Annotated in this window: 20 protein-coding genes; 7 read left to right on the top strand and 13 right to left on the bottom strand. The window is 30.9% G+C overall.

Annotation, left to right across the window (positions count from 1 at the left end):
* The first annotated feature begins 5 nt into the window (after positions 1–5).
* Both ILYOP_RS04740 and ILYOP_RS04735 read left to right on the top strand, forming a co-directional pair.
* Complete coding sequence (locus tag ILYOP_RS04740; protein WP_013387384.1) at positions 6–449, top strand: hypothetical protein; 444 nt, start codon at positions 6–8, stop codon at positions 447–449.
* Between the two features lie 56 nt (positions 450–505).
* Complete coding sequence (locus ILYOP_RS04735) at positions 506–1,480, top strand: tyrosine-type recombinase/integrase (RefSeq protein ID WP_013387383.1); 975 nt, start codon at positions 506–508, stop codon at positions 1,478–1,480.
* Positions 1,481–1,609: 129 nt separating this feature from the next.
* Here ILYOP_RS04735 and ILYOP_RS04730 read toward each other — a convergent pair whose 3' ends face one another.
* The 6 genes from ILYOP_RS04730 to ILYOP_RS04705 all read right to left on the bottom strand — a co-directional run bounded on the left by ILYOP_RS04730 (position 1,610) and on the right by ILYOP_RS04705 (position 5,527).
* Positions 1,610–1,906, bottom strand: a complete 297-nt coding sequence (locus ILYOP_RS04730; protein ID WP_013387382.1) for a hypothetical protein — start codon at positions 1,904–1,906, stop codon at positions 1,610–1,612.
* A 985-nt stretch (positions 1,907–2,891) separates the two neighbouring features.
* Complete coding sequence (gene tnpA / locus ILYOP_RS04725) at positions 2,892–3,359, bottom strand: IS200/IS605 family transposase (protein WP_013387381.1); 468 nt, start codon at positions 3,357–3,359, stop codon at positions 2,892–2,894.
* A 176-nt stretch (positions 3,360–3,535) separates the two neighbouring features.
* Positions 3,536–3,865: a putative periplasmic lipoprotein gene (locus tag ILYOP_RS04720; RefSeq protein ID WP_013387380.1), complete on the bottom strand. Its 330-nt coding sequence runs from the start codon at positions 3,863–3,865 to the stop codon at positions 3,536–3,538.
* An 89-nt stretch (positions 3,866–3,954) separates the two neighbouring features.
* Positions 3,955–4,284, bottom strand: coding sequence for a putative periplasmic lipoprotein (locus tag ILYOP_RS04715; protein ID WP_013387379.1), 330 nt, complete (start codon positions 4,282–4,284; stop codon positions 3,955–3,957).
* Between the two features lie 78 nt (positions 4,285–4,362).
* Positions 4,363–5,148, bottom strand: a complete 786-nt coding sequence (locus ILYOP_RS04710) for a family 1 encapsulin nanocompartment shell protein (RefSeq protein ID WP_013387378.1) — start codon at positions 5,146–5,148, stop codon at positions 4,363–4,365.
* Between the two features lie 16 nt (positions 5,149–5,164).
* Complete coding sequence (locus ILYOP_RS04705) at positions 5,165–5,527, bottom strand: encapsulin-associated ferritin-like protein (protein ID WP_013387377.1); 363 nt, start codon at positions 5,525–5,527, stop codon at positions 5,165–5,167.
* Positions 5,528–5,731: 204 nt separating this feature from the next.
* On the opposite strand from ILYOP_RS04705, the gene ILYOP_RS04700 reads away from it, so the two are divergent.
* Positions 5,732–6,760 carry a potassium channel family protein gene (locus tag ILYOP_RS04700; protein ID WP_013387376.1) on the top strand — a complete coding sequence of 343 codons (1,029 nt, stop codon included), beginning with the start codon at positions 5,732–5,734 and terminating at the stop codon, positions 6,758–6,760.
* Positions 6,761–6,841: 81 nt separating this feature from the next.
* Here ILYOP_RS04700 and ILYOP_RS04695 read toward each other — a convergent pair whose 3' ends face one another.
* Together ILYOP_RS04695 and ILYOP_RS04690 are read right to left on the bottom strand one after the other, a co-directional pair.
* Positions 6,842–7,462 carry a class I SAM-dependent DNA methyltransferase gene (locus tag ILYOP_RS04695; RefSeq protein ID WP_013387375.1) on the bottom strand — a complete coding sequence of 207 codons (621 nt, stop codon included), beginning with the start codon at positions 7,460–7,462 and terminating at the stop codon, positions 6,842–6,844.
* Positions 7,463–7,586: 124 nt separating this feature from the next.
* On the bottom strand, positions 7,587–8,009 hold the full coding sequence (locus ILYOP_RS04690) for a hypothetical protein (RefSeq protein WP_013387374.1): 423 nt from the start codon (positions 8,007–8,009) through the stop codon (positions 7,587–7,589).
* Positions 8,010–8,209: 200 nt separating this feature from the next.
* On the opposite strand from ILYOP_RS04690, the gene ILYOP_RS16130 reads away from it, so the two are divergent.
* A complete protein-coding gene (locus tag ILYOP_RS16130) occupies positions 8,210–8,332 on the top strand; it encodes a hypothetical protein (protein ID WP_280985340.1) in 123 nt (40 codons plus the stop codon).
* A gap of 63 nt (positions 8,333–8,395) precedes the next feature.
* Here the strand turns inward: ILYOP_RS16130 and ILYOP_RS15740 are convergent, their stop codons facing one another.
* Entirely contained in the window at positions 8,396–8,557 is a 162-nt protein-coding gene (locus tag ILYOP_RS15740; protein WP_013387373.1) for a hypothetical protein, read from the bottom strand.
* 322 nt (positions 8,558–8,879) lie between these two features.
* On the opposite strand from ILYOP_RS15740, the gene ILYOP_RS04685 reads away from it, so the two are divergent.
* A complete protein-coding gene (locus ILYOP_RS04685) occupies positions 8,880–10,496 on the top strand; it encodes a nitrite/sulfite reductase (protein WP_013387372.1) in 1,617 nt (538 codons plus the stop codon).
* Positions 10,497–10,633: 137 nt separating this feature from the next.
* Here ILYOP_RS04685 and yqeC read toward each other — a convergent pair whose 3' ends face one another.
* A complete protein-coding gene (yqeC, locus tag ILYOP_RS04680) occupies positions 10,634–11,359 on the bottom strand; it encodes a selenium cofactor biosynthesis protein YqeC (RefSeq protein WP_013387371.1) in 726 nt (241 codons plus the stop codon).
* Between the two features lie 147 nt (positions 11,360–11,506).
* On the opposite strand from yqeC, the gene ILYOP_RS04675 reads away from it, so the two are divergent.
* The gene (locus tag ILYOP_RS04675; protein WP_013387370.1) at positions 11,507–11,728 is read left to right on the top strand and encodes a hypothetical protein; all 222 of its coding nucleotides are present in this window, start codon (positions 11,507–11,509) and stop codon (positions 11,726–11,728) included.
* A 23-nt stretch (positions 11,729–11,751) separates the two neighbouring features.
* Positions 11,752–12,525: an SDR family NAD(P)-dependent oxidoreductase gene (locus ILYOP_RS04670; RefSeq protein ID WP_013387369.1), complete on the top strand. Its 774-nt coding sequence runs from the start codon at positions 11,752–11,754 to the stop codon at positions 12,523–12,525.
* Positions 12,526–12,567: 42 nt separating this feature from the next.
* Here ILYOP_RS04670 and ILYOP_RS04665 read toward each other — a convergent pair whose 3' ends face one another.
* The 3 genes from ILYOP_RS04665 to ILYOP_RS04660 form a co-directional block, all read right to left on the bottom strand.
* Entirely contained in the window at positions 12,568–13,740 is a 1,173-nt protein-coding gene (locus tag ILYOP_RS04665) for an iron-containing alcohol dehydrogenase (protein ID WP_013387368.1), read from the bottom strand.
* A 168-nt stretch (positions 13,741–13,908) separates the two neighbouring features.
* Positions 13,909–14,085: a hypothetical protein gene (locus ILYOP_RS15735; RefSeq protein WP_013387367.1), complete on the bottom strand. Its 177-nt coding sequence runs from the start codon at positions 14,083–14,085 to the stop codon at positions 13,909–13,911.
* A gap of 37 nt (positions 14,086–14,122) precedes the next feature.
* The gene (locus ILYOP_RS04660; protein WP_013387366.1) at positions 14,123–14,461 is read right to left on the bottom strand and encodes a P-II family nitrogen regulator; all 339 of its coding nucleotides are present in this window, start codon (positions 14,459–14,461) and stop codon (positions 14,123–14,125) included.
* Positions 14,462–14,503 lie beyond the last annotated feature (42 nt).

Raw genomic sequence — 14,503 nt, 5'->3', positions numbered from 1 at the left:
ACGTAATGAAAAAAATATATTTAATATTGGCGAGTCTCTTATTGATTGGTAATATAGGTTTTGCCAGAGATGTTGAGATTGTGAAAAACTCCAAAGACGAGGAGATTGTTTTAAAGCCAGATAAAACATGGGAAACTATAGATAATTACAACAGAAAATCCGAGTTCCAAAAGATGGTCAAGGTTGAAAATCTAGAGGTAGCAGGAAAAAGGAATCAGTCTAGACGTGTTAATTTTGATGTTGTAAATTATTCAGACTATGAGTTGGAGTATGTAGTATATAAAATTAAGATCTTATTTGCAGACGAATATTCCCTTAGAGAAATTTTCACAGTTAGAAACATAAAACCAGGTGAAAAAGAGGAAGTTCGTAGATTTATAAATGTAGAAGAAGTTGATGGTAGAGATGTTGTTGTGGATGTTTTCGATTTTAAAATGAAAACAATATAATTTCCGTATTTAATTTTAGAGGACTTTTTTAAAAATTAACTTGAAAGGTTTATATTATGGATATAACAAAAAAAGAAAATTTTCAAATCGGAAACCGAAAAAAAAGAAAAAGAAATCTAAATTCTAAAAATATTTTTTCAATGTATAAATCTGAAAAAACTTTAAAAGACTATATGTTTTATTTGAATAAGTTTTTAAATTTTGTTTACGAAGGAAATGGAGAATTTCATAAGGACGAAATAGTTCGGCTCATGACAGAGGTGGAAAAAGAAGATATTGAAGATTATGTTTATCATCTTATAGAGGAACGGGAATTAAAAAATACTTCTGTAAACAAGATAATATCATCTTTGAAAAGTCTTTATAACGAGTTGGAAAAACATGGCCATGAAAATCCTTTGAAATTTGTCCCACTTTTAAAAGTATCTAGACATAATTTTGAAAATGTTCTAAAGGTATCTTTTTCAGAAATAAAAGAAATACTGAAAAAGCATGAAGTCTTGGATGACAAGAGCTACAGAAACAGAATAATAGTTCACACTTTATTTTATACAGGAATGCGTAGTCAAGAACTTTTAAATCTAAAGTATAGTGACATCATCAAGCGTGAAAAAGAGTATGTCATTAAGCTTGAAAAAACCAAAAGTGGTCGTGAACAGTATAAGGCCCTTCATCCAGAATGTATGGAAAAAATATTTTCTTATAAAAAATACATAAAGAAATTATATAGTTTATCAGATTCCCAGTTGGAAGAACAATATATATTTCCATCAGATTTTTTAAATAATACCCGTCTTTCCTATAGTTCCCTATATACCATAATACAAAATATGGGAAAGTTAATAGAAAAGGATATCAGTCCTCATAATATCCGTCATGCAGTTGCTACGGAATTATCACTTCAGGGAGCTGACATTATGGAAATCAGGGATTTTTTAGGGCATGCTGATACAAAGGTTACAGAAGTGTATATCAATGCCAAAGGGTTATTGGAAAAACGTGCTATAGAAAAATTACCTGCTCTGGATTAATAATATTAGGTTTAGTTCAATTTTAAACAACTCAAAAAACTTCAAATGAAAAAGAAGGTGACCTCTAGTAGTTATTCTACTTTGGCACCCTCTTTTTTATTTTCCCTTAAAAGATCAATAATTTAAAAATTAATATATTGAAACTTTTTTTCCAAGGTATAAATTTTTATTTTCCCAGTTCTTTAGGTTTAGATTAATTTCAATATCTTTATAGTATGAAAAAATTATATCACCAGTCATTTCACTTTTTTTATTTATTTTTCCCCACAAGGTATAATATTCTTTGTCAGTTTTTGAAGTATATTTCCCACATGGTGAAATATTCCCTTTTTTTAGGATATACTCATCTACTTCTCTCGTGGAAGAATAATTGTCATATGGTAACATATTTTCTTCATTTAATAAATATTTTGCTAATTCTTTCATTTAGACCACTCCTCTTTTACTCTCTCTATTTTAAAATATTGTTACTATAAAAAACATCACTTAGACAAATTAAAATTATATTCTCATAATCACTGTATAAGATTTAAAAATTAAACAGAATTATTTTATGCCAAGTTTCAGACACAAAAATCATTATACTATACTCATATTAAAAAGTGTGTGGTGAGTTCTTAAAAAAGATTAACACCTTCATTGTCCATATTTAATTTTATAAGACTTTAACTAAAATGGAATTCTATAATACAGTTTATTAAAACAAATAATAACTATAATTTGTTAAAAAAATATGCAATTTATAAAGCCCTTATAAATCAAGCTTTACAATCCATATCTTATTTGTGTAATAATTATTTGAATAACAGAAATAAATATAACTATCATTATATATAACTATGATTCCACACTAATTAAAATATTTGTTATTCGAGTTAATATTGTTTAGATTTCTTCTGTTTTGAGTGCTTTTTTTATTTGATTATCAGTAAATTAAAATCACTTTAAAATAAGAGCGAATTTTTTTAAATAAGAATCCCAAAAAAATATTTATTATTTAACTAATTATAATTTTTTTTATTCTTTAATTTAAAATTTTGATGTCAGTTAATTTTTTTATGGATTAATTGTCTGTAATAGATACTATTTTATTTTAAGCCTAAATAGTGGATTTTTAATCTAATAATCATTTTTAAAGAATATTTGATTAAAAAATACATCTGTTTTTAAAATTTTATGATCAATTGAAAGAATCTGGATAAAATAACAATAAAATCCAAAATATTAAAAAAATTAAAAAATATTCAGGACATATTTCTAAATAATTCTCAACAAAAATCAAAACTACCACTTCAAGTGGTAGTTTGCTCATGCCCTAGAAGGGCGCTTTTCCAGCATTGGGCTGAAGCCCTTCTGAACGGTTTGCCAACCGCGTAATATTTCATTTAGCTACTCAAGTAGCTCTTTGTTTCTAGCTCTTTTTTACTTTACCTCCAGTAAAAGGATCAATATATTCTTTCAATGTTAATTGATCTTCTGCAATATCTTCTTGCAACTGATTTCTAATATAATCTTCGATCCTTTTCCTGTTACGACCTACTGTATCTACATAGTATCCGCGGCACCAAAAGTGCCTGTTTCCATACTTATATTTTAGATTTGCATGTCGATCAAATATCATTAATGAACTTTTTCCTTTTAAATACCCCATGAAACTAGATACACTCAATTTAGGCGGTATGCTCACAAGCATATGTATGTGATCTTTACATGCGCTTGCTTCGTGTATCTCTACTTTTTTATTCTCGCAAAGTTTTCTAAGTATTTGCCCAATATCTTGCTTTATCTTTCCATAGATTACTTTTCTCCTGTACTTAGGTGCAAAGACTATGTGATATTTACAATTCCATCTTGTGTGTGCTAAACTATTACTATCCATTTAAACCTCCTTTTGTATCTCAACTGGTCGGCAAACCTAAGTTGATTATATCAAAGGAGGTTTTCTATTTTATACGCATAGCCTTCCGGCATTTTGGGTCCACCTGCAGAGCAGGTGGTTTTCTTTTTCTATAATAAAAAGACCAACTTTTAAAAAGTTGGTCTTTTCTTAAAAATTTAGTCGTTTCTATCTCTTCTAAAGATATAAGATTCTCCTAACGTACCAGTATACTCATCAATATAAGATTGAGCTCCTGGAGAAGCAGATGCTTTGTAAGAATTTAGATAATCCATAAATTCTTTTACTTCAGCTTGTGCTGCAGCAAATTCTTCTGGAGTTGCATCTGGATTAGATGCGATAGCATCTACTTTTGCTGATAGAGCATCGTACTTAGCGATTGTATCAGCTCTGTTAAGTGAAGCTCCTGCCTGTGCATCCATTGGTTCAGTTGAAGTACATGCAGCAAGTAAACCTGCAGCAAATAATATAACGAGTCCCTTTTTCATAAAATTACCTCCATTATTTAGTTAAATACCGCTATATTGATTAGAAAAAAAACTGCCCTTAGGCAGCTTTTTTAAATAAAACAGTAACATTACTTACTAGGAGAAGATTTGAAAATTCGTGATCCGCTCAATGTTTTATTGTAGTCTTCAATATATTTTTGTGCTCCTGGAGAAGCAGATGCTTTGTAAGAATTTAGATAATCCATAAATTCTTTTACTTCAGCTTGTGCTGCAGCAAATTCTTCTGGAGTTGCATCTGGATTAGATGCGATAGCATCTACTTTTGCTGATAGTGCGTCATACTTAGCGATTGTATCAGCTCTGTTAAGTGAAGCTCCTGCCTGTGCGTCCATTGGTTCAGTTGAAGTACATGCAGCAAGTAAACCTGCAGCAAATAAAATAATTAGTCCCTTTTTCATAAAACTACCTCCCTTGTTATTTGAAAACCGCTATAGTATATTTTATACCCAAAACCCGGATATTTCCTTTTTTTATTTTTATTTAAATAATACTATAAAGGTTTCATCTAATACTCTAAAAGTAAATGTTTCAGTTATAAATAATTTAACTTCACTTTCAGAATGCTCTTGATAACCTATTGAAAAATCTTCCCCTATAGAAAATTCTATATTTTCATTATCAAAAGGTAATAAAACAGCGCCCTCTATACTCCTACTTACTATGACATCCCCTCCTATCAAAGATTTTATCTGATCTAGTAGTGGAAATCTTTTACCCATAGAGCTTAGTTTGCACCAGTATTCTTCACTAACTACAAGTGTGTAAGGTTTGGGAGCAATAGATCTCTCTAGCTCCATTATACCCTTTGACACATTAGATAGTATCTCTTCATCGGAGTCACCAAAAGTCTTTACCTTGTGTGAAGAGCAATCAAAGATACCTGTAATATCTGCTTCTTCCAGACCTTGAAAAATAACTTTTTCTTCAAAAAGTGCTATTTTTTTTACAGCTTCATCTAGAGCGTCGTAGTTGATATCCTTAGCTCCTCTTTCTATATTATCAAGTTCCCAACGACTGAGAACAAAACTAACTCTAGGTTCCACAAGCGGTTTAACTTTAAAAATTCCATAATTCAAGATAGGGTCGTTATGTACTTGTATTCTTCCCTCTGTAACAGAGGTAAAATCAAGTCCCATAGGTCCCTGTACATTTACGAACTTTCTAGCTGAAAGATAGTAAGTTAAAATTTCTCTGGCTCTTTGGTCTATCTCTGACCAGGCTTTACTGGAAATTGGAGCGAGTTCTCTTTTTAACACATTCATCCATATCCCTCCTAAATTATTTCATACTTCCTATATTCAAAGATTTACCAAAAGCGATGGAATCCTTGGGTTCATCTGATTGTTCGGCTTCTTCTTCCAAACTTGTAACTGGTGAATTGGTGAAAAAATAAGTTTGCATTTCTTCATTCCATCCATCCATATTTCTCCTGAGCCACTCCATCAACATTACCGCATGCTCCATCTCTTCATTTCTGTTATGCTCAAGAATAGATCTGAGTTCATCGTCAGTTGCGACATCGGCTCGCTGGTTATACCAGTCTACAGCTTCTAGTTCTTCTCTCAGACTATTAATTGCCCTGGTAACATCTTTAGTTTTTTCACTAAGAAGTTCAAAAGGCTCATGAAACTGATTGTTCATATAAGGCACCTCCTGCTATAATTTACTCACTATATATTTACAATGTTAATAATCATAATCCTCCTAAAAATTGAAAATAAAAAAAAGTTGTATTTTTATTGGCAAAAAGCTTATGATAATGTATAAGAGGAAAAAATAAAATTTATCGTAAATAATTAATCATTAATAAATTGATAATATACTCAATAATCAGAAGGAGAATATATGCAGACTCAGATTAAAAAAGTTGTTATTTCAATGTTGTTACTGGTAGTAATATTCATGTTTGGAATTCTTGGGTATTATTATATTGAAGAATACAGTTTTATAAATTCACTGTATATGACATTTATTACTTTATCTACTGTGGGATTTCGGGAAGTTATACCTTTGACAGATCAGGGGAAAATTTTTACCTGTCTCTTAATATTCGCAGGTGTATCTGGAGTGATATACTCCCTAGGGCATCTGACTACTTTTTTTATAGAAGGGGAAATGAAGAATTATCTCAAGGGGGTAAAAATGAAGAAAAAAATAAATGCAATGAAAGATCATTACATAATTGTAGGATGTGGTAGGACAGGAAAAAAAATTATAGAGGAATTCATCAGTAATGAATTAGAATTTGTAATTATCGAAAAATCCTATGAAGAGATAGAACGCTATATCGAAAAATTTGGAGATCGTTTTCATTATATAATTGGTGATGCCACAGATGATGAGAATCTAAAAATGGCCGGTATAGAAAAAGCTAAGGTGATTTTATCGGTTCTCGCTACAGATGCTGAAAATCTATTTATAACTTTAAGTTCTAGAGAACTAAATAAAAATATTAAAATAGTTACAAGAGTTATCGAAGTAGGAAACAGTAAAAAATTAAAGATGGCAGGTGCGGATATAGTCATATCACCATTGGAAATAGAATCCAGTAGACTTTTTGCCACTGCTACCCAGAGTAATATACTTAGTTTTTTAGATATAATGAGCAATAATAGTTCTCTGCAAACTTTAAAGTTTGCTTCAGTTGAAATAAAAACTACCAGCGATTTAGAGGGAAAAAACCTAAAAGAAGCGATGATTCCACAGAGAACAAATTTAATTGTAATCGGAATAGAAAAAAAATCTAGAACTGAATTTAACCCTATGTCTCATACAAAAATTAATGCTGGAGATAAGCTGCTTGTACTTGGAAGTTTAGATCAGATAAACTCTCTTAATTCAATAGCAGATGGAAGCAACAAAAAATCTTTTTAAATATTATTTTATTTGTTCAGAATATGATAAGCCTTCCCTGATTAGATGATGGGAAGGCTTATCTATTATTAGAACACTAACTTATTTTTTTTTACCTATCACCAGAAAAATAGGATATTCAGCTATCTCACCGTCTGATTTTTGTTTTTTTGTAATATGAGGTTGTGAAATGGTTATAAGATCAAAATTATTCTTTTTAAAAATTTCAGTTAATTTTCCTTTACTAAAACCATTGTGTCCAGAAAATTCTTTTCCGTGAAAACTCCCGTCTTCTTCTTCTAAGTCTGCTATACACAGGTATCCACCCTTATTTAGAGCTGCTGACCAATTTTTTATTATATCCTCTACATTGTCTATGTGATGGAGAACCATGAGATTAAATATACAGTCATATTTTTTAGAAGTATCAAAAGGTTTATCATGATCTAACAGAATTGTGTCGCAATTCTTACAGGCTTTTTCTTCTATTTTATTTTTCACCTGGTCAATCATCCCTTGAGAAGAATCACAAAATGTGATATTTTTAAAATAGGGTAAAAGATAATATCCTAGTAGTCCGGTTCCACATCCGTATTCCAAGGCATTCATATCTTGAGTATTATAAAGAAACTTCAACATATCTTTTGCCACATCAGAAGCTCTTATTTGTTTCCATATATCTGAATCCCAGTTTTTCGCCGCTTCGTCAAAGTTAATTTTCATATAATTCCTCCAAACTTGGGTTATTTTAATGACTACTATATTAGTATATATTTATTTTTTCAGTAATTGTATTTAAATTTTAAAATAAAAAAAAGGGAGAAAAAAATAACTCCCTCTCTATCTTCTAACAGACTCCTAAAGAACTATTAGATCTAAATTCTCTTGAATTATCAGTTATAGAAATTTTTATATCTTTGAGTTTATTTTCTGTTATTTTAATTATTTCACCTTTATACTTCTCCATTATATTAGAATAGATATGTTTCAAATCAAGGTCTGTAATGGTTTTTTCAAAACTATTATTTAATTTAACAAGGTATTTTAATTCTTCTCTGGGAGCATTTCTTAGAATTTGTTTGCATAAAATCCAATAATCGGCAACACAGTTTTTTATATTTTCAAGTTTCTTCTTTGTGGGATCCATAGTAAATTTTTGAACTGACAATATCAGTTCTAACCCTACTTTTTTAGTTTTTTCAAATTGGTTTTCGAATCCCTCTTTTTTATAAAGGGCATCTATTTTTTTTCTTGATATCTTATTTAACATCTTATGACCTCCAGTAAGTAATCAATAATTCGGTATAATGTTTACACTTTTTAGACCGACTCAAATAAAAAAAAGTTATAAAATAATTTTTTTAAAACAATTTCTGCAATAAAGATTAATAAAAGTTTGAAAATTAAGTTCTGAAATGATATACTTCACCTGTTAAAAATAATTTTCATACAACCAAAGGAGGAACGTCAGTGAAGTTAGGACTTATGAAAAAATGTCAAAATTGTATAAAATACCTTAACGGAATATGTTCCGGTGTAGACTCACTGGAAAAAGCAAAAATAATATATTGTCCAAAACATGAAGAAAAATAATCCTTTGTTATTATGAGACTTTAAAAACTTAAAGATCTTAGGTTATTTTTATAATATTTCTCATTAATCTGATATTTTTTCAACAGCATCACATTTTTCAAAAAGAATACTTTCTGATTCTACTAGCAGTTCACCATTTTTCAAAACTTTTTTAATATCTTTTAATTTATTAAAAATACACTCTTCACACCCCTTACAACTGGTTATATTTATCTTATAGTTCAAAGTATGATCCTCCTTTATTTCACGTTAAAATTATTCTTACTGGAAATTACCAAACATCTTCTAGAGTAAACCTTAAAGTGATTTTAAATTTTACCTAAAGTTATTGAAATTTAAAATAATTTGTTTTATTGGTATATAATTTAAAATTTATTTATCTTTTCTAAAAAACCTAACAAATTTTTATACGCCAAATTTTGAATTTCCTTTTAATTTTTTTGAATATTCATAAGTTTATGCTTATTATTCCTATAAAATACTTATATTGTATTTATAAGTATTTAAGTATTATAATTAAGATATAATATTGGTATAGGGAGGAAAAATGATCTTACAAGAAAACCTTAAATTAGAGCATCTGGAAATAAAAAAAGCTTTAGAAAAATATACAGCAGGTGAAATAAAAATACCTGATGTAAAGAAAGTTACTGCAAATTATGGGATATATAACACGAGAGACGGAAAATTTATGACAAGAATCAGGCAGGTTGGAGGAGAATTCTCTTTAAGTAAAATAAAAAAAATAGTAGAAATTATGGAGAAAAATGATGTATCTTTTGCACATGTATCCACCCGTGACAGCATTCAGCTACAGGGAGTTCCAGCAGATAATGTCTATGATATTGTCAGAGAATGTACAGAAAATGGAATGCCATTTAAGGGCGGAGGCGGAAATGCATACCGTAATCCCCTTGTTTCACCACTTTCAGGAATTTCAAAAGAGAATATTTTTGATGTAAGACCCTATGCTCTACAAACAGATTTATTTATGCAAAGTTTTGAAAAAGCTTTTAACCTCGGAAGAAAATTTAAAATTTCCTTTTCATCTGAGGCTGAAGATAACGGGCATACAGCCGTTAATGATCTGGGATTTTTAGCTAAAATTAAAGATGGGGAAAAAGGATTTCTTGTTTATGCAGGTGGAGGAATGGGAAGAGGCCCTGCTATTGGTAAAGTTCTTTTTGACTTTTTACCTGCTGATGAATGCATCAGAGTTTCTGTTGCTTTGGTAGAACTTTTCCATGATCATGGGGAAAGATCAAATAGATCCAAAGCGAGATTAAGATTTTTGGTAGATAAATTAGATTTTGAAGAATTTCAAAAGTTATTTTTGGAATATTATAACAAAACTATAATACCAAAAGAATACAAAAATTATATTGAAAAAAATTATAAAGATGTTGTAAATTCGTTGAATGAATCTTCTAATGAAAGTATTCAGACAAAAGGTTTTGAAACTTGGGAAAAAGCGGCTCTTAAAGAAAGTATTTTTCAGGATATTTTTTCCGTAAGATTATTTATAGGCGGTGGGAATTTTTCTTCTGAAAATCTGAAAAACTTAGCTTATGTTTTAGAAAAAGTAAATTGTCCCTTTGTAAGACTTACAACTGAGCAGGACCTCTATATACCTCTTGTTCATAAAAAATTCCTACCTGAACTCTATATTTTCCTAAAAGAAAATCTTAATAAACAAGGGGCGGCAAATATTAATTTCCAAGATCATACAGTGACCTGTATAGGGGCTAGCCTTTGCGGGATAGGACTTTTAGACTCCCAAGTAATAGGGAAGAGCATCTCTTATAAAATAGAAGAACTTTTTGATAAATATCCTGAGTATAGGGGAGACCTCTATACCCAGATTATTGACGGAATCAGAATTTCCGGATGCAGCAGCTCATGTGCAGTAAATCAAATCGCCCCCCTTGGATTTATGGGAGTTAAGAAAATGGTAGATGGAGTAGTCACAGACTGCCTACAGGTTTTTATAGGTGGTAAAATAGACTCTGAAACACAAACTCTCTCTAAAACTCACCCTGATAAATTTGTTACAGTAGAAAAAGCTCCGGAATTTGTATTCTCCTTATTAGAAGCTTATATACTACAACTTAAAAATGGAAAAACTATTTCCTTTGAAGAGTATATGCAAAATTACCAATATTAATATTTGATTTATAGATAATTTAAAATAATCCCTGGGACTTATCTCCCAGGGATTATTTTAAATTTTTCCTATATACTTTCCATAAGCTATATATAAAGATCGCACTTACCTTTTGTCTAAATTATAATTCCTAACTTTTATGGCCTACTCATAAATTCATGATAAAACTGATATTTAAGACTTCCGTATATAACTTTTTTATCTATATCTTTAGCTACTGCTTTTAAATTCTCTATATCCATATCATCTTCCACTTTATTAAAATATAATATCTCCTGTCCTACACCTTTCTGCAAAAGGCCCTTTTCGCCGGTAATCATTTTTCTCACATGAGAGGGGGTAACTACCTCTCCATCCTCTATACCGGTCAACTCTTTGAATAATTCGAAATTGTGAATTGTATAGGGATTGGCCGTGAGGCCCACTCCTCTTATATCCACAACTGCAATGGTTTTGGTAGTGTCTTCTATAACCACAGGTTCATTTTCTCTCCATCCTTTTAGTGGCTTTCTCTTTGACCCGTCAGCCTCTATTAAAATATAATCATAATAATCTTTGATATTTTGGACTGTCTCCTGATCTAAAGCCAGAAGTTTATTTTCTGAACTAACACCGCTCCCTGCAACCATTACTCCCTTTGTAAGTTTTTTACTCTTATCTAAAAGCTCTTTTATATCAGTGCAAAGTTCATCATAGCAATCTTTTGGAGGCATATATACCCTTGTTGTAGTTGCCACAAGTACTTTTTTACCCATCTCCCTCAGCTCATCAGCAAGCCTGAAGAGAAAGGTGGTTTTTCCCCCAGCCCCTATAATCGATATTATATCTCCTTTTTTTAATTTAAACATATTTACAAGCATCATGTTTTCACATCCTTTCACAATTAATAGTATACACTATAAAATTTTATACAAGAAAATATAAAAATTTACTTTTAATTTTTCAGTATTATTTGACTATATTTATCTTCACGTATAAAATACTATAAACAACTAAAGGAGAAATATAATATGGAGTATAAACTAAGTTATATTCAGAACCTTCTTTCTGAGCAGAATTATTTGGAGTTTGATAAGGTTCTTACTGATATGCTAAAAGCAATCAACAATAAAGAAAAAATAGAAATAATAGATTCTCAGGGACAAGTTTCGTCTCTTATAACCTGTTGGGATGAGCTTGAGGATTTTAAAAAAATAATGATACAGATATACGGAATTTTCGGATATTTTTAGAGAACTTATAAAAGGACGGAATTATGATAAAAAATGCATTGATAACAGGAGCTACAAGTGGTATAGGGGCCGCATTTGCAAGACAACTGGGAGAAAAAGGTTATAATCTTTATATCACAGGAAGGCGGAGAGAAATAATCGAAAAATTGGCACAGGAAATCCGTGAAAAACACAATGTAGCTGTAGAAGTTATAATCGCAGATTTCACCAATGAGTCAGAAATTGATTGTTTACTGGAAAAAATTACATCAGTTGATATAGAATTTCTTGTAAACAACGTTGGTTTCGGTCATGAAAAAAAATTCTTGGACGACAGCTATGAAAATCAACGTAAAATGATAGAGGCACATATAGAGTCCTTTTGTAAAATTACTCATCTAGTGGCAGGAAAGATGAAAAAAACGAAAAAAGGTCAGATTATAAATGTATCATCACTGGCTGCCTTTACCCCTGCTGCATTCAACCATCTTTATAGCTCTACCAAATCATTTATAATAACCTTTTCTGAAGCCCTCTATATAGAGCTTTATCCATTGGGGATAAATGTACAGGTTCTTTGTCCTGGATTCACCAAAAGTGATTTTCACAGGTCATTAAAAATTCAAGAAAAAACCTTTGAAAATAGAGGCCTTATCAGATGGATGACTTCAGAAGAAGTAGTGAGACTCTCCCTAAACTCTGTGGATAAAAGAGGGGGGATCTTTATTCCAGGATGGTCAAATAAAATCCTCTATACCATTATAAAGGCCCTTCCTAGAAAACTATACTATGTAATGGCTAGGTATATGAAAATGTAAAAATGTCAGGAAATATTTGTCTTCCTGACATTTAATATTTTCTCATAATCTATTTAAAAGCATCTCTCTTAATTCTTCTTTTTTCAGTTCTACCGGATTATTTTTGTTCCCGGTTTTTTCTATGATTTTATCTAAATCTTCTTCTTTTATACCATAATCTCCTAATCTTGGTATCTCCATAACTTCTATAAGCCTATTTACCTCATCTACAAGGGCCTCGCAAGCAGCTTTTCTTTCCAAATTATTTTTTCCTGAAAAGATTCTTCCAACGTTGGCATATTTTTCCAGATAAATTCCATCCTTATTAGGGTCTGACGATAGATTTTTTATATTTATTCTTATAAGCTCCCCTATAAGAGTCCCACACACCACTCCGTGAGGTATATCAAAATATCCGCCTATCGGAGAGGCAAACCCATGTACAGTTCCCAGTCCTGCATTGGCAAGAACTACACCTGATAAATAAGAGGCATAAGCTACTTTGCCCCTTGCATCTAGATTTTCTTTATTTTTATAGGCCTCAATCAGTCCATCTTTTATATGCTCTAGACCGCTTAAAGCCAAAGCATCAGTCATTGGTGAGGCATCAGTGGATAAATATGCCTCTATTAACTGTGAAAATGCGTCCATTCCACTTGCTGCAGTAACCATTTTAGGACAACTTGCTGTAAGTCTAGGATCTACAACAGCACAGTCAGGAACAAAATTATCATGTCTTAGAGATTTTTTAAATCCCCTATCCCCAACCTCGCTTATAACTGCGTTTTTAGTAGCTTCACTCCCAGTCCCAGAAGTTGTGGGAACTGCAATAAAAGGAACTTTGTCTCCGTCATGCTTCTTTTTACCTATTCCCTCAAGATACTCTTTTACAGAATCATTTTTTGTGAGCATTGCTGATACGGCTTTTCCAGCATCCATGACACTGCCCCCACCTACAGATATAACTACACTTATATTTTCTTTTCTGTATTTTTCCGATATTTCATCTATTATTAGAGGGGATGGTTCATTTTTTACTTTTTCCAGATAATATATAATATTATTTTTTTCTAAATCTGAAAGCAATCTTTTGTGGTAAAATGATTTTTCAAATGAGGTACCTCCAGTAATCACTAAAATTTTGTCACCATAATCTTTTATAATATTTTTGACTTTATCAAAGGCTCCTTCTCCAAAATAAAGTTTTGGTGTGCAAGAAAAGTTAAATTTTTTCATTATTTGTCACTCCCTATTATCATTTTCGTATTCAATGTGAATAGACTATTGTATATTTAACAATTTATCATAACTAAACTACCTTTTCAAGAAATTGTATACAACAATAATAAATAAAGAAACAGGAGGCTTAAAAGCCTCCTGTTTCTTTATTTAAAATATTTTAATTTAAATAAAACTTTTGCTTACACAGTAGTAATAATATTTACAAAAATAATCAATGAACATCTGAGGGTCAACATTTAAATATTCCCCATAGCAATTACTTTTTATATACTCAAGGACCTTTGCCTCTTTATGAGTTGGAGTCCTTCCAAAATTTTCTATAAATTTCTTGGTCAACATAAATATCACCTCCCTCAGATGAAGCATTGTTAATATTTTAGATAGCTCCTTCTCCTCTTTCACCAGTTCTGATTCTCACAACGTCATCAACAGGATGTATAAATATCTTACCATCACCAGTTTCACCAGTTTTAGTAGCTTTTAATATCAAATCCACAACTCTTTCAACATCACTGTCTTTTACAAGTATTTCAACTTGGAGATTTGGTACATATTCCACTAAATACTCGACACCTCTAAAAATCTCTTTCTTTCCAAGTTGTCTACCAAAACCCCTCACTTCACTAATAGTCATACCCTTTATATTAGCGGCACATAAAGCTTCTTTCAAAGGATTGATGCCTATAGGTCTAATTATAGCAACGATCATCTTCATAATAAAAATCCCCCCCAATAAATTTACTCCTAATATTATATA

The sequence above is a fragment of the Ilyobacter polytropus DSM 2926 genome, assembly GCF_000165505.1.
Taxonomy (GTDB): Bacteria; Fusobacteriota; Fusobacteriia; order Fusobacteriales; family Fusobacteriaceae; genus Ilyobacter; species Ilyobacter polytropus.
Note: the sequence above shows the minus strand (reverse complement) of the source record. Positions and strands in the feature narration are given on the sequence as shown.

What these genes read in the sequence shown, in the direction of transcription:
- ILYOP_RS04740 (WP_013387384.1), top strand. Translation starts at nt 6, where the DNA reads ATGAAAAAAATATATTTAATATTGGCGAGTCTCTTATTGATTGGTAAT.
- ILYOP_RS04735 (WP_013387383.1), top strand. Translation starts at nt 506, where the DNA reads ATGGATATAACAAAAAAAGAAAATTTTCAAATCGGAAACCGAAAAAAA.
- ILYOP_RS04730 (WP_013387382.1), bottom strand. Translation starts at nt 1,906, where the DNA reads ATGAAAGAATTAGCAAAATATTTATTAAATGAAGAAAATATGTTACCA.
- tnpA (WP_013387381.1), bottom strand. Translation starts at nt 3,359, where the DNA reads ATGGATAGTAATAGTTTAGCACACACAAGATGGAATTGTAAATATCAC.
- ILYOP_RS04720 (WP_013387380.1), bottom strand. Translation starts at nt 3,865, where the DNA reads ATGAAAAAGGGACTCGTTATATTATTTGCTGCAGGTTTACTTGCTGCA.
- ILYOP_RS04715 (WP_013387379.1), bottom strand. Translation starts at nt 4,284, where the DNA reads ATGAAAAAGGGACTAATTATTTTATTTGCTGCAGGTTTACTTGCTGCA.
- ILYOP_RS04710 (WP_013387378.1), bottom strand. Translation starts at nt 5,148, where the DNA reads ATGAATGTGTTAAAAAGAGAACTCGCTCCAATTTCCAGTAAAGCCTGG.
- ILYOP_RS04705 (WP_013387377.1), bottom strand. Translation starts at nt 5,527, where the DNA reads ATGAACAATCAGTTTCATGAGCCTTTTGAACTTCTTAGTGAAAAAACT.
- ILYOP_RS04700 (WP_013387376.1), top strand. Translation starts at nt 5,732, where the DNA reads ATGCAGACTCAGATTAAAAAAGTTGTTATTTCAATGTTGTTACTGGTA.
- ILYOP_RS04695 (WP_013387375.1), bottom strand. Translation starts at nt 7,462, where the DNA reads ATGAAAATTAACTTTGACGAAGCGGCGAAAAACTGGGATTCAGATATA.
- ILYOP_RS04690 (WP_013387374.1), bottom strand. Translation starts at nt 8,009, where the DNA reads ATGTTAAATAAGATATCAAGAAAAAAAATAGATGCCCTTTATAAAAAA.
- ILYOP_RS04685 (WP_013387372.1), top strand. Translation starts at nt 8,880, where the DNA reads ATGATCTTACAAGAAAACCTTAAATTAGAGCATCTGGAAATAAAAAAA.
- yqeC (WP_013387371.1), bottom strand. Translation starts at nt 11,359, where the DNA reads ATGATGCTTGTAAATATGTTTAAATTAAAAAAAGGAGATATAATATCG.
- ILYOP_RS04675 (WP_013387370.1), top strand. Translation starts at nt 11,507, where the DNA reads ATGGAGTATAAACTAAGTTATATTCAGAACCTTCTTTCTGAGCAGAAT.
- ILYOP_RS04670 (WP_013387369.1), top strand. Translation starts at nt 11,752, where the DNA reads ATGATAAAAAATGCATTGATAACAGGAGCTACAAGTGGTATAGGGGCC.
- ILYOP_RS04665 (WP_013387368.1), bottom strand. Translation starts at nt 13,740, where the DNA reads ATGAAAAAATTTAACTTTTCTTGCACACCAAAACTTTATTTTGGAGAA.
- ILYOP_RS15735 (WP_013387367.1), bottom strand. Translation starts at nt 14,085, where the DNA reads ATGTTGACCAAGAAATTTATAGAAAATTTTGGAAGGACTCCAACTCAT.
- ILYOP_RS04660 (WP_013387366.1), bottom strand. Translation starts at nt 14,461, where the DNA reads ATGAAGATGATCGTTGCTATAATTAGACCTATAGGCATCAATCCTTTG.